The 12,446-nt window shown below is 59.7% G+C and carries 10 protein-coding genes; 2 read left to right on the forward strand and 8 right to left on the reverse strand.

What is annotated here, in order from left to right:
• Positions 1-41: 41 nt before the first annotated feature.
• From G5182_RS02340 to G5182_RS02360, 5 genes are all read right to left on the reverse strand, one after another.
• The gene (locus G5182_RS02340) at positions 42-3,152 is read right to left on the reverse strand and encodes an efflux RND transporter permease subunit (protein WP_100645526.1); all 3,111 of its coding nucleotides are present in this window, start codon (positions 3,150-3,152) and stop codon (positions 42-44) included.
• A 9-nt stretch (positions 3,153-3,161) separates the two neighbouring features.
• Positions 3,162-4,319 carry an efflux RND transporter periplasmic adaptor subunit gene (locus G5182_RS02345; protein ID WP_408082994.1) on the reverse strand — a complete coding sequence of 386 codons (1,158 nt, stop codon included), beginning with the start codon at positions 4,317-4,319 and terminating at the stop codon, positions 3,162-3,164.
• A 373-nt stretch (positions 4,320-4,692) separates the two neighbouring features.
• Positions 4,693-5,499, reverse strand: a complete 807-nt coding sequence (xthA, locus tag G5182_RS02350) for an exodeoxyribonuclease III (RefSeq protein ID WP_100653387.1) — start codon at positions 5,497-5,499, stop codon at positions 4,693-4,695.
• A 115-nt stretch (positions 5,500-5,614) separates the two neighbouring features.
• Positions 5,615-6,577 carry an ion channel gene (locus G5182_RS02355; RefSeq protein WP_005353221.1) on the reverse strand — a complete coding sequence of 321 codons (963 nt, stop codon included), beginning with the start codon at positions 6,575-6,577 and terminating at the stop codon, positions 5,615-5,617.
• A 66-nt stretch (positions 6,578-6,643) separates the two neighbouring features.
• On the reverse strand, positions 6,644-8,290 hold the full coding sequence (locus G5182_RS02360; protein ID WP_421254151.1) for a tetratricopeptide repeat protein: 1,647 nt from the start codon (positions 8,288-8,290) through the stop codon (positions 6,644-6,646).
• A 295-nt stretch (positions 8,291-8,585) separates the two neighbouring features.
• Between G5182_RS02360 and G5182_RS02365 the strand changes: the two genes are divergently transcribed.
• On the forward strand, positions 8,586-9,011 hold the full coding sequence (locus G5182_RS02365; RefSeq protein WP_103250619.1) for an Hsp20/alpha crystallin family protein: 426 nt from the start codon (positions 8,586-8,588) through the stop codon (positions 9,009-9,011).
• A 61-nt stretch (positions 9,012-9,072) separates the two neighbouring features.
• Here G5182_RS02365 and G5182_RS02370 read toward each other — a convergent pair whose 3' ends face one another.
• Positions 9,073-10,128, reverse strand: a complete 1,056-nt coding sequence (locus G5182_RS02370; RefSeq protein WP_227342336.1) for an FAD:protein FMN transferase — start codon at positions 10,126-10,128, stop codon at positions 9,073-9,075.
• Between the two features lie 335 nt (positions 10,129-10,463).
• On the opposite strand from G5182_RS02370, the gene azu reads away from it, so the two are divergent.
• Positions 10,464-10,904, forward strand: a complete 441-nt coding sequence (gene azu / locus G5182_RS02375) for an azurin (RefSeq protein ID WP_227343020.1) — start codon at positions 10,464-10,466, stop codon at positions 10,902-10,904.
• A 114-nt stretch (positions 10,905-11,018) separates the two neighbouring features.
• On the opposite strand, the gene G5182_RS02380 is transcribed toward azu, so the two are convergent.
• Entirely contained in the window at positions 11,019-11,576 is a 558-nt protein-coding gene (locus G5182_RS02380) for a HutD family protein (RefSeq protein ID WP_421254152.1), read from the reverse strand.
• Between the two features lie 84 nt (positions 11,577-11,660).
• Positions 11,661-12,320 (reverse strand): YceH family protein, encoded by a 660-nt coding sequence (locus G5182_RS02385; RefSeq protein ID WP_227342339.1) that lies wholly within the window; start codon positions 12,318-12,320, stop codon positions 11,661-11,663.
• Between the last annotated feature and the right edge of the window lie 126 nt (positions 12,321-12,446).

Here is a 12,446-nt window from a genome sequence, read left to right on the forward strand (position 1 = left end):
GCGGGGGTAGTTTGTTATCGGTGGCACGCCCGTGGAGAGCGTTACGGCTTGGCGCGTTTTTCCGACCCTTTCATGATGAGGCGGAAGAAGAGCGGGATAAAGAAGATGGCGATAAAGGTGGCCGCCAGCATGCCGCCGATGACCGGCCAGCCGAGAGCGTGACGGCTTGCGGCACCGGCGCCGCTGGAGGTGACCAGCGGCACACAGCCGAGGATGAAGGCCAGCGAGGTCATCACGATGGGGCGAAAACGCAGGCGCGCCGCCTCCAGTGCCGACTCGATGAGGCTCATCCCCTCCTCGTGCTTCATCACCGCGAATTCCACAATCAGTATGGCGTTCTTGGCGGCAAGGCCCACCAGGGTCACCAGCCCGATCTGGAAGTAGACGTTGTTGGTGAGTCCTACCAGCCAGGTGGCCAGCAGGGCGCCGAACAGGGCGAACGGTACGGCTGTGATCACCGCAAACGGCAGGCTCCAGCGTTCGTACTGGGCTGCCAGGATGAGGAAGATCATCACAATACCGAAGCCGAACGCCATGCCTGCGCTACCGGCAGAGGCCTTCTCCTGATAGGCGGAACCGGTCCACTCCAGCTTGGCATCGTTGCCAAGGGTGCTGTTGGCCACCTCTTCCAGTGCGGCGATCGCCTGACCCGAACTGTAGCCGGGTGCCGGCTGTGCCATGATCTTGGCTGCCTGGAAGATGTTGAAACGCTCTACCAGCTCGGGGCCAGTGGCATCACGGACCGTCACTAGGCTGCTGAGCGGGATCATCTCGCCGGTGTTGGAGCGCACGTAGACGTTGCGGATATCGCTCTTCTTGGCGCGGTAGTCCGCTTCGGACTGCAACTGTACCCGGTAGGTTCGGCCAAACTGGTTGAAGTCGTTGACATAGACCTGACCGAAGGTGGCCTGCATGGTGTCGAACACCGCATTGATCGGCAGCCCCAGCGCCTTGGCTTTCTCGCGATCCAGGTCGAGATAGACCTGCGGCACATTGGCACGGAATGTGGATGTGACACTGGCAAACTCGGGGCGCTCCTTGGCGGCGGCGAGGAAGCGCTGTACTTCGCCCGAAAACTCCTGGGCACTGCCGGAACCCCGGTTTTGCAGGTAGCCTTCCAGTCCGCCGGTGGTGGACATCCCCTGGATGGGGGGCGGGTTGAAGGAGGCAACAAAGCCGTCAGCCAGCCCCATCAGGCTCATCCCCTGCAGAGTTTTGGCCAGATCGAAGGAGTCCTGGCCTGTCCCCTTGCGCTCGCTCCAGTCCTTCAGGGTAATGAAGGTGAGACCGCTGTTGCTGATGATGGCGTTGGAGAGGATGTCGAAGCCCGAGAAGGTGATCACATCCTTCACATTGGGATTGGCCATGGCGAGCTTGTCGAACTGATCCGCCACTGCCTGTGTCCGGCTCATGGCGGCGGCATCCGGCAGCATGACGGCGGAGATGAGGTAGCCCTGATCTTCGTTCGGTACCAGCTCGCCCGGCACTTTCAGGAAGAGACCGTAGATGGAGAGCAACAGTACGGCGATGATGGCAAAAGCGACCCCCACCCGACGGTTCAGGAAGGCCACACCCCGTACATAGCCGCGGGTCAGCTGGTCAAATTTATCGTTGAACCAGACGAAGAAACGGGCCGGTTTGTGATGTCCCTCTTTCAGCAACACGGCGCACAAGGCCGGAGAGAGAGTCAGAGCCACCAGACCGGAGATGGCCACCGAGACCGCGACCGTGATGGCGAACTGCTTGTACATCACCCCTGTCATGCCACCCATAAAGGCGACCGGCAGGAACACGGCGCAAAGCACCAGCACGATGGCGACCACCGGACCTGAGACCTCCTGCATGGCGAGGATGGCAGCCTCTTTGGGCGAACATTTCTTCTCGCTCATGATCCGCTCGACGTTCTCGAGCACCACGATGGCGTCATCCACCACGATACCGATGGCGAGCACCATGCCGAACAGGGTCAGCAGGTTGATGGAGAAACCGAGCACCAGCATGCCGGCGAAGGTCCCGATGAGCGACACTGGCACTGCGATACAGGGGATCAGGGTGGCGCGGAAGTTCTGCAGGAACAGGTAGACTACCACGAACACCAGCACGATCGCCTCGAACAGGGTGTGTACCACCTCTTCGATGGAGATCTTCACAAACTCTGTGGTGTCGTAGGGGATCTGGTACTCGATATCCTGCGGAAAGCGCTCCTTGAGCCGCTCCATGGTGGTGTGCACCGCATCGGCGACTGCTACGGCGTTGGCACCGGGCTGCAGATAGGTAGCGATACCGATGGCCGGTTTGCCGTTGGCGCGGGCCACCAGATCATAATCCTTGCCCCCCAGCTCGACCCGGGCGACATCGCGGACCCGGATCTTGGAGCCATCGGGCATGGAGCGAACTATGATGTTCTGGAACTCTTTCACATCTTCAAGGCGACCCTTGGTCTGCACCGTGTAGGTGAAGTCGATGGGGGTCGAGGTGGGCTGAGCGCCGATCTTGCCTGCCGCAAACTGGGTGTTCTGCTCGCGGATGGCGCTAATCACATCACTCGGGGTGAGTTCGAGCTGGGCCAGTCGATCCGGCCGCAACCAGATGCGCATCGCATAGTCGGTACCGCCAAACAGAGTGGTATCACCGATGCCGGGAATCCGCTTGAGCTCGTCGATGATGTTGAGCAGGGCATAGTTTGACAGATAGGTGGTATCAAACGAGCCGTTCGGCGACTGGAGGGTGACCACCTGCAGGATGGAGGTCGATTTCTTCTTGACCGTTACCCCCTGCTTTTTCACCTCTTCCGGCAGCTGGGCCATGGCGGCCGATACCCGGTTGTTGACGTTGATGGTGGCCTGATCCGGATCTGTGCCGATCTCGAAGTAGACGTTGAGGTTCATCTGGCCGTTGGAGGCCGAACCCGATTGCATATAGATCATCCGCTCGACGCCGTTGATCTGCTGCTCCAGCGGTGCGGCGACAGTCTGGGAGATCACCTCCGGAGTGGCCCCCGGATAGAAAGCGGTCACCGAGACCACCGGCGGGGTGATCTGGGGATATTGCTCGATGGGAAGCGAGCGCATTGCCGCCAATCCGCCCAGCACGATAATGATGGAAATCACGCTGGCGAAGATGGGACGCTCGATAAAAAACCTAGAAAACATACGAGCTCCTTACTTGGCCGCTGAGTGGCTGACCATCTTGGCGGTGATGGCTTTCATCTCGTCGGCAGAGACAGGTTTCACCACGCTGCCGGGGCGAGCCTTCATCAAGCCTTCGACGATGTAACGGTCACCGGCATTGAGGCCGCTGTCGATCAGCACCCCCTCGGAGACCACCGGGCCCAGTTTGACCGGACGGGGGATCACCTTGTTCTCGGCATCGACCACCATCACCATGCGGTCAGCCTGGGACTGGACGATAGCGCGGGGCGGCACCACGATGGCATTCTTGCGGGTGCCCAGATCGATGGTCATACGGACAAACTGGCCGGGCAGCAGCACGCCGTCCTTGTTATCGAAGATGGCGCGGGCACGGATGGTGCCGGTCTGGGGATCGACCCGGTTGTCGGAGAAGTTGAGCTTGCCCGCTTGTGGGTAGACAGAACCATCGGCCAGGCGGATATGGGTGCGCCAGTTGGTGGCGTCCTTGGCTTCAATGGTCCCTCTCTTGACCGAGTTCTCGAAATCGAGGCGATCCTGCTCCGAGTAGGAGAAGTTGACGTAGAGCGGATCAAACTGGGTGATGGTAGTGAGCAGGCCGTTGTCGCCACTGGTGGAGATAAGGCTCCCCTCGGACTGGGAGCTCTTGCTCGCCATGCCGTTGATGGGGGCAGTGACCTTGGTATAGCTGAGGTTGAGCTCGGCCTCCTTCACCTTGGCCTGAGCGGCCTGATGGCTGGCGATGGCCGCTTCATAGTTGGCGATGGTGTCGTCATAGTCCTTGCGGCTTACCACCTGGCGCTTGAAGAGGGGAATGATGCGATCCCGATCGGCGCGTGCCTTGTTGAGTCTGGCCTGCTCCTGGGCCAGGGTGCCTTTGGCCTGCTCCAGCGCCACCTTGTAGGGCTCGGGGTCGATCAGGAACAGTTGCTGGCCGGCGGTAACCGGTTGGCCTTCCACATAAGTGCGCTTGAGCAGGATGCCACTGACCCGGGAGCGCACATCGATCTCGCGAAAGCCGGCAGTTTCGCCAACCATCTCGGTGGTGAGCGGCACATCGGTCAGGATCGCCTCGTTGACTACCACGGGCACGGCCGGCATGGTTTGCGCCGTCTGGTTTGTTTCCCCGCCACAGCCGGCCAGTGCACCGGCCAGCGTCAGAGCGAGCATCCCCTGTTTGAATAATCCTGCTCTGGTGTTTGGCTCCATCATCATTTCACTCCAGTTGGCCCGATTGCGGCCATCATGCACACCTTTTTTTTCGGCTGACGTGATTAACTTCATGATTACAAATTAACTCATTGGATTATTGAAGTTTTTCAATCATAGAGCATGAACATTGAACCCAAGCTGCTTGATCGAAAAAGTTCTCTCTGTTCTTCACAACAGAAGCCGTTCTGCTGCTGAAAAATGGAGTAAAGAGTATCATATGAGAACGAGATTGCCGACAGGATAGTGCTTACGATGACAATAGCCAGGAGGAAAAAAAGGGGGGGGGGAGTATTGTGGCGGGCGAGAGGAGCCCTCGCCCGCACTCAATCAATCAGGCGAAGCAGGCCCAGATGGGAGCGTGGTCGGAGGGTTTCTCGATGCCGCGCAGTTCATAGTCGATACCTGTCTCGGTCACGCTGTCCTTGAGGGCGTCGGAGGCCATGATGAGGTCGATGCGCAGGCCGCGATTCTCGTCAAAGCCCTTGGATCGGTAGTCAAACCAGGAGAAACGCTCGCACTCGGTAGGGTTGGCGGCGCGGAAGGTGTCGGTGAGACCGAACCCTTTCAGCCGCTCCATCCATTCGCGCTCGATGGGCAGGAAGGAGCACTTGCCATCCCGCAGCCAGCGCTTGCGGTTCGCTTCGCCGATACCGATGTCGAGATCGGTGGGGGAGATATTCATATCCCCGATCAGCACCAGCTGGTCGTCCGGCGTGTGATGAGTTTCGAGATAGTGCTGCAGATCCTCGTAGAACTTCTGCTTGGCCGGGAACTTGGTCTCGTGATCCTGGCTTTCACCCTGCGGGAAGTAGCCGTTCATCACCTTGATGAGAGAGCCGTCTTCGCGCTCGAAGGTCGCCATGATCATCCGGCGCTGGGCCTCTTCGTCATCGGTGGGGAAGCCTTTCTCCACCTTGACCGGCTTCTGCTTGCTCATGATGGCGACCCCATAGTGGGCCTTCTGGCCGTGAAACTCCACGTGATAGCCCATGGCCTCCACATCGGCCAGCGGGAAAGCCTCGTCGTGTACCTTGATCTCCTGCAGGCCGATCACATCGGGTTGGTGCTTGTCGATGATGGCTTGCAGCTGGTGCAGACGGGCGCGCAGGCCGTTGATATTGAAAGAGATGATCTTCATGTCCGGGATGCTCATGTCATTTTTATAAGTGGCTATTGGACTAGGAATCGGCGGTGGATGCAAGTTTGGCCGCGGGCCTGCATCAGTGGCAGGCACCGCGGGGTGGGCAGAGGTGTCAGCGGGTCATCTTTTTGACGAATACCACCACAAACAGCGCCAGCGTAAAGCTGCCGGTAAAGGCTTCAAAGGCGGCGAAGATCCTGGAGAGGCCGACCGGAGTGAAGTCACCGTACCCCAACGTGGTGAAGGTGACCACGCTGTAGTAGAGGCATTCGAGCAGGAAGATGGCATTTTGCTCGAGCGGGGCACCGGGTTGGTAGATGAGGTGCTCGCCCTGAAAATGCAGTCCGCAGAAGAAGTAAAAAATGCTGCAGATAAAGATGAGTAGCAACGAGAAGAGCACCACCCGCATCGGGGCCTCGCCATAGCCGCAGAAGAGATCGACCACCCAGGAGGTAAAACGCTGGGTCGACCAGAACGGCAGTTGCAGGCGGCGCATGGTGAGCTCCTGCTGGATATAGTTGCCGGACATGGTGAAGATCCCCTGTGCCTCGGAGGCTTTGCGCAGATCCCGGTAGGTCTCTTCCGCCTCCTTGAACCAGATGCGCGCCTGTTTGGGATCCCGTTCGCGGCGCCCCTTGCGATCCTGCATCACCCGTTTGCCGGTCTGCATGTTGTCGAGCCGGGTGTTGTGCCAGCGGATGCCGAGCAGGTTGACGTCATCGAGGGTGGCGCACTGGAGGTTGGCATCACTGAGATCGGCTTTCATCAGGCTGCCGCCCTTCATGCGCAGGCCGTAGAGGTGACCACCGCGCAGGTTGGCGCGATAGAGGTTGCACTGCTCCAGCAAAAATCCCTGATCGGACTCCTTGTTGACCAGATTGAGGCCCGCCAGATTGGCCCGTGACAGCTGCAGGCCGTGGCAGAGTCCGCCTGCGCGAACGTACTGTTCAAGCGCCTCGGCGGTGTGGGCTTCCTGATGGGTATGGTGGGGATCATGCCAGTGGCAGAGATCGTGCTCGCCAGCCTCTTCACTGCAGTGGCGGCCATCGGCCACCAGATAACGACACATCGCCATCTTCGTTTCCCTCGCATTGCCGAACTGGTTTCAGCATAGGCGGGGAAAAGGGGGCGTGGCGGCGTCTTAGCTGAACTGGTTGAACTCCTGACGCAGCTTGCGAAAACGCTCCTGCTGGGCCGGGTTGAGGGGGATGCCGTCGAGCACGTCCAGGGTGTCTTTGCACTCGGCACCAAACTCCGGGCTCTTGCGGTTTTTCTGCATCAGTTGCAGCAGCACCTGGATCTTGTTGAGAGCGGCACCGGTATTGGCGGGGGCGCGGCGCAGGGCCTCGCGAAAATGGCCGAGAGCCTGCTCCAGCTCGCCGCTCTGATAGGCCTTGATCCCCAGATCGTTGAGCTGCTGGTAGCGCTGACGCCGCTCCAGCACCGTCTTGTCATCCCGGGTTGCCTGAATGCAGGTGGTGAGCAGCCGATCTTCGTCCTCCGCCAGCAGCCCTTGCAGGCTTTCGGCATATTCGAACTCGCCGAGCTGATAGAGGGCGAGGATGGTCTCACCAAGCAGGGCGGGGGGCATGGTGGCCGGTTCATCGAGCCAGTTCTGATTGGCGCGATAGAGCATCTTCTTGCCCTTGAGCAGCTCCCCCAGCGCAATCTGCACCCGGGCCTGACAGATCTGCTCGAACACCGGGTAGTTGAACTCCGACATCATCAGCGAATCGCGGATGCGCGACAGGGCAGAATTGACCTGCTTTTGCAGGTTGGCGATGTGGTAGCTGTCGTTGCTGTTGAGGGCGTAGAGGGTCAGGGTCTGGATATAGGCCCCCAGATAATGGGGCGTGCGGTGGATGGAGTTGCGCGACAGGTCGATCAGCGACATCAGCACATCCTTGGCCTGGGCATAGTCGTGACGCTGCAGGCACACCTCCGCCAGCCGACGGGAGAGTTGCACCGACTGGGGGGAAATATCCACCGCCCGTCTGAGCTCCTGCTGCGCCTGCTCGTCATTGCCAAGGGCCAGCAGGGATTCTGCCAGCCAGAGGTGAGCCTCCACCATCAGCGGGGTATTTTTGAGGGTCGCCTGCAGATGGCTGACCGCCTCTTCGTGGAGCCCCAGGGTGTTGCACGCCTTGCCCAGCGTCAGGCGGGCCCAGCTGTTCTCCTGCCCGGCCAGCAGCTGGCGCATCAGGGCGCGTGCCTCTTGCGCCTGACCCAGTTTGAGGTGGGTATCGGCCTGCAGGCAGCGGCAGTAGTTGGCAAAACGGGGCACCGCATCGGCCCGCTCGGCACAGGCGGTAATGAGCGCTGCCAGATTGTCATCAGCCAGCGCGGTAAAGACGCTGGCCAGGGCGTTGCGCCGGGCGATGGCACGCTTCAAGCGAAACGAGAACTGCTCCTGAGAGAAGGGCTTCATCAGGTATTCGTCGGGCTCGGCTTCCAGTGCGCTCAGTACCATGGCGCGGGAGCTGTCGCTGCTCACCATGATCACCACGCTCTGGGGCGGGATCAGGCTCTGGTCGCGCAGACTCTCCAGCAACTGGCGGCCATTTTCGCCGACCCCCAGATCGTAATCAATGAGATAGATGTCGAAGCTGCCCTTCTGGCAGCGACGCCGTGCATCCTCGGCGGTATTGGAGTAGGTGATGTTGCTGATACCCAGATTGATCAGCATCGCCTTCATCATCACCTGAAACGAGCGCTGCTCATTGACCATCAGAATGCGTTGTGGCTTGGCAGGGCTCTTCTTTTCTGACGCGTTTTCCGGTGTCTGCATTGTTCTGGGTCGAGGCGCTACGGGTTGATGGGAGAAAGTGTGCCACCAAAGCGTGTCAAGTGGCAATCAATGTGCTTTTGTCACGCAACTTCCAGTTTCCATGTCACGCTCTGTGCCTGGTGGCCAGGGCGATGTGGTTGATCCATATCAAATAAAGCTCAGATGGGGTGGCAGCACGCGGCACACTTTTTAGACTGATAGAGGGGGCAACGACAAGCCCCGGTCACATATAGGCCCCATCAGGCAGGTATCAGGGCCTGCCTCTGTCAGTCCATGAATCACGGAGGGATCAGAGATGAGTTTGCTACCAAGCCGTACCAGTCTGTTCGATGACCTGTTTCGCGATATGGCGTCCGGCTTCTATATTCGCCCCTTGCACGGGGACCCCTTGCCGAGCCAGATCAGGCTGGATTTGAAGGAGAGTGATGGCAACTATGTGCTGCAAGCCGAGTTGCCGGGGGTTGCCAAAGAGGACATCCATGTGGATATCCATGGTAAACAGGTGACGCTGAAAGCGGAGATCCGCCAGTTTGACAGCCAGAACAAGGATGAGCGAACACTGCGCAGTGAACGCTATTTTGGCAGTGTTTCACGCACTCTGGAGTTGCCGGTCGAGGTGGCGCTGGACAAGGTCAGCGCCAGGTTCGAGAACGGTATCCTCACGTTGCAACTGCCCAAGCAGGTGGAAACGCCAGCCCCTCACCGGGTGACCATCGAATAGCCCGTGACAAGTTCATCATCAACCGTAATGAGAAGGCCCCGTTATCGGGGCCTTCTGTTTATCAGTGCTTTTCTGTCGGTTGCTTCGCCAGATAGTGGGCGAATTGGGGCGTGTACTTGGCCTTGAACCCCTGTTCGGTCTTGATGATGAGATAGACCGCCAGCTTGTGCTGTTTGGCAAATGCCATACCCGCTTCGGGCCCCATCACCATCAGCGCGGTATCGAGGGCGTCAGCCTCAAGCGCGGTCGGGGTGATCACGCTGGCGGAGACCAGCTTGTGGGTGACCGGCTGGCCGGTGGCAGGATCGATGATATGGGAGTAACGCTGGCCATCCAGCTCGTAGTAGTTGCGATAGCTGCCTGCGGTGCTGAGCGCCATACCGTTGGGGATGACGATATCGGAAAACGCCCCCGGCTGATCGGAGGGTTCGACGATGGCCACTTTCCATGGCGAGCCCTTGCTGTTGTTGCCCTTGCTGCGCACCGCACCGGCCACTTCGATCAGGTAGTTGTGTACCCCCTTGCCCTCGAGCAGGGTGGCGATTTCATCCGATGCCGCCCCTTCGCCGAGAGTGGAGAGGTCGAGATAGAGATCCGGGATCGTTTTTTCGAGCAGGAAGTGATCCCCTTGCGGGGTCAGGGTCAGCTTGTCGATGCCCACCTTGTGGCGGGCGGCGGCGATGGCCGCCTCATCGGGCCGCTTGACCGGCCGTTTGTCCGGGCCAAAGCCCCACAGATTGACCAGAGGCCCCACGGTCACATCCAGCTTGCCGTTGGTCAGCTTACCGGCATCAATCCCCTGCTGGACTATGATGGCCATGGCGGGCGGGATGGCAAACGGGGTATTGGCGGGCCCCTGATTGAAACGGGAGATGAGCGAGCCCGGATCGTAGGTGGAGATCTCCTTGTTCATCCGGGCCAGCAGGCTCTCTACGTCGCTTTTGAGGGCGGGCTCCCCACCGGGGTAGCTATCGCTCAGGGTCACCACATAGTAGGTACCCATGGTCTTGCCCTGAATACGGGTCTGGGCAGGCGGGGTGGGCTGGCAGCCGGCCAGCGCCAGCAGCAGGGTCAGCAGCAGGCCGCGCAGGGCCGCCACGGGGGTTATCGCAATCATCCGGCGCTCTCATCTGGAGAAGGTTCATATCGGGGCGCTAGCTTAGCCAAGGGGCGCCCGCCGGGCGAGCCCTGATGGGGGCAATCGGAGGGAAAAGGGCAGAAAAAATTAAACATTTTTGAACCTGTGGCTGGAGCGGGTCGTATCGTCCATCCGTGAGGGAGATAGTGGCGAGTAGAGCACCGTCTGGTGACCTAGCCCGCAGCTTTGGCCAAAACCCATCGCCGATTGAAAACAATTGAGTAAAATGAAGGTCGATTTAGACGGCATCTTTGCGAAGCGTTCACCGCATCCGCCAAGTCGTTGCCATCCATTGCCAATCAAAGGAGAAGATGATGAAAAAGGCGATTACCCTGCTGTTTCTGAGTACTCTGGCTGCCCCGGTTCTGGCGGATGAGTGTGCACTGGTCATCGAAGGCAATGATGCCATGCAGTACAACCTCAAAGAGATGAGCGTTCCGGCCACCTGCAAAGAGGTGACGGTCACTCTGAACCATACCGGCAAGCTGCCTGTGACCGCCATGGGCCATAACTGGGTGCTGTCCAGCACCGCAGACTATCAGACTGTGGCGACGGCGGGGATGAGCGCCGGGGCCGAGAACGGCTATCTGCCCAAGGATGATCCCCGCGTGCTGGCGCATACCAAGCTGATCGGCGGTGGCGAGAGCAGCAGCGTCACCTTCAAGACCGACGGTCTGGCGGGCAAGGATCTCACCTTCTTCTGCTCCTTCCCCGGCCACTTCGCCATGATGAAGGGCTCCTTCAAGGTCAACTAAGGTGCTGAGCGGCATCGAGCCGGTTGCCTCAATAGAAAAAGCCGGGATTTCCCGGCTTTTTCATATCTGTCGCTTGTTGTGGCGTGGCATGACTGCGCACAGCCGACTTTCGCGTTATTTGGCCTGCAGGGTAAAGAAGGCGATGGTGGTCTTCTTCTGGCATTCGAAGTGAATGCTCTCTTCACCGGTCACCACCAGCGTCTCGTTGATGGCCACCTCTTTGCCCTGCACGGTCAGCTGGCCGCTCAGCAGGTGACAGAGGTAGGTCTTCCCTGGCTCGAGGGTCAGGGTCAGCGGGAAGGGGAGGTTCAGCACCCGCACGTTGGCGCTGATGCGAGCCGGATGGTAGATAAGCCCTAGATCGGTCACCTCTTTTTTCAGCAACTCGCAGTGGGTCTCCTCGTCGCCGCTAAAATGCGCCGCCTCGAAGGTGGCGTAGGGGTGGCCGTTGAGCACAAAGCCAGCCCCGCTTACCGGCAGCAAAATGCGCTGATAGCCGGTAAAGGGGGAGAAGGGGCCCGCGCTCTTGATGGGTGCCGAGCTCAGTCGATAGTCAAAGTCGAGTTTGGCAAGGCTGCTCCCCTTGGGGGAGATGAGGATCTGGCTGGTTGTGCCCTGCTGGTTTTTCCAGGGCATCTTCTGGTGGTCAGACTCTTTAATCAGGGTGATCACGGGCACTTCCTCACGATAAAAAACACAGGGAGCCGGGGACATCAACCCCGGCTCCCTGATAGAGATTGGCGATGGTAAAGGCGATCAGCCCTGACCATCCAGTGCGGCCAGCCGCGCTTCCATGGCGGCGAGACGACTCTTGAGCTCGCTCACCTCCTGCTCCAGCTCGCTCAGGCGGTCGGCGGTAGGGGAGGCATAGGCAGCCGCAGGAGCGGCATTCATCATCGCCTGAATATCCACCTCACCGCTGAACAGGTGGGCGTAGCGGGATTCGCGCTTGCCCGGCTCGCGCGGCAGCTTGACCACGTAGGGGCCACGCTCGATGAGTTGGGTCAGCACCGCATCCACCTCGGTGACATCATCGAAACTGCAGAGGCGGTTGGTGCGCGAGCGCAGCTCCCCCGGTGTTTGCGGGCCGCGCAGCAGCAGCTCGCAGATGATGCCGAGCTCCTGGGCATCGAATTTCAGTTCACCAAACTCGGTGTTGCAGAATCTGTGCTGGTAGCGGGGGACCCGGGCATTGAAACCGGCAGTGTTGACTACCAGGCGTCGGCGGATCAGCTCGTCCACCACGGCGCGGATATCGAGCTCGGAGAGCTCCAGTACCGGCTCGCGGTTGCTCTTCTGGTTGCAGGCGTTGACCAGCGCATTGAGGGAGAGGGGATATTGATCCGGGGTGCAGATCTCTTTTTCAATCAGACACCCGATGACACGGGCCTCCAGTGGGCCAAGTACTAACTCCATTTCCTACTCCCTAGCAAATCGCGATATCAAGAGCCCCCTATCTTAGTCATGCCCCGCACCGCGTCCAGTTTTGCGCGCCATTTTTGCGAGCTAATCAGAGGGTTGGCGAAAGGCTCGCCAACGCCG

The organism is Aeromonas sp. 600948 (assembly GCF_049174875.1).
Taxonomy (GTDB): Bacteria; Pseudomonadota; Gammaproteobacteria; order Enterobacterales; family Aeromonadaceae; genus Aeromonas; species Aeromonas veronii_A.

Coding starts and splice junctions, on each gene's coding strand:
- G5182_RS02340 (WP_100645526.1), bottom strand. CDS start 3,152: ATGTTTTCTAGGTTTTTTATCGAGCGTCCCATCTTCGCCAGCGTGATT.
- G5182_RS02345 (WP_408082994.1), bottom strand. CDS start 4,319: ATGCTCGCTCTGACGCTGGCCGGTGCACTGGCCGGCTGTGGCGGGGAA.
- xthA (WP_100653387.1), bottom strand. CDS start 5,499: ATGAAGATCATCTCTTTCAATATCAACGGCCTGCGCGCCCGTCTGCAC.
- G5182_RS02355 (WP_005353221.1), bottom strand. CDS start 6,577: ATGGCGATGTGTCGTTATCTGGTGGCCGATGGCCGCCACTGCAGTGAA.
- G5182_RS02360 (WP_421254151.1), bottom strand. CDS start 8,290: ATGCAGACACCGGAAAACGCGTCAGAAAAGAAGAGCCCTGCCAAGCCA.
- G5182_RS02365 (WP_103250619.1), top strand. CDS start 8,586: ATGAGTTTGCTACCAAGCCGTACCAGTCTGTTCGATGACCTGTTTCGC.
- G5182_RS02370 (WP_227342336.1), bottom strand. CDS start 10,128: ATGATTGCGATAACCCCCGTGGCGGCCCTGCGCGGCCTGCTGCTGACC.
- azu (WP_227343020.1), top strand. CDS start 10,464: ATGAAAAAGGCGATTACCCTGCTGTTTCTGAGTACTCTGGCTGCCCCG.
- G5182_RS02385 (WP_227342339.1), bottom strand. CDS start 12,320: ATGGAGTTAGTACTTGGCCCACTGGAGGCCCGTGTCATCGGGTGTCTG.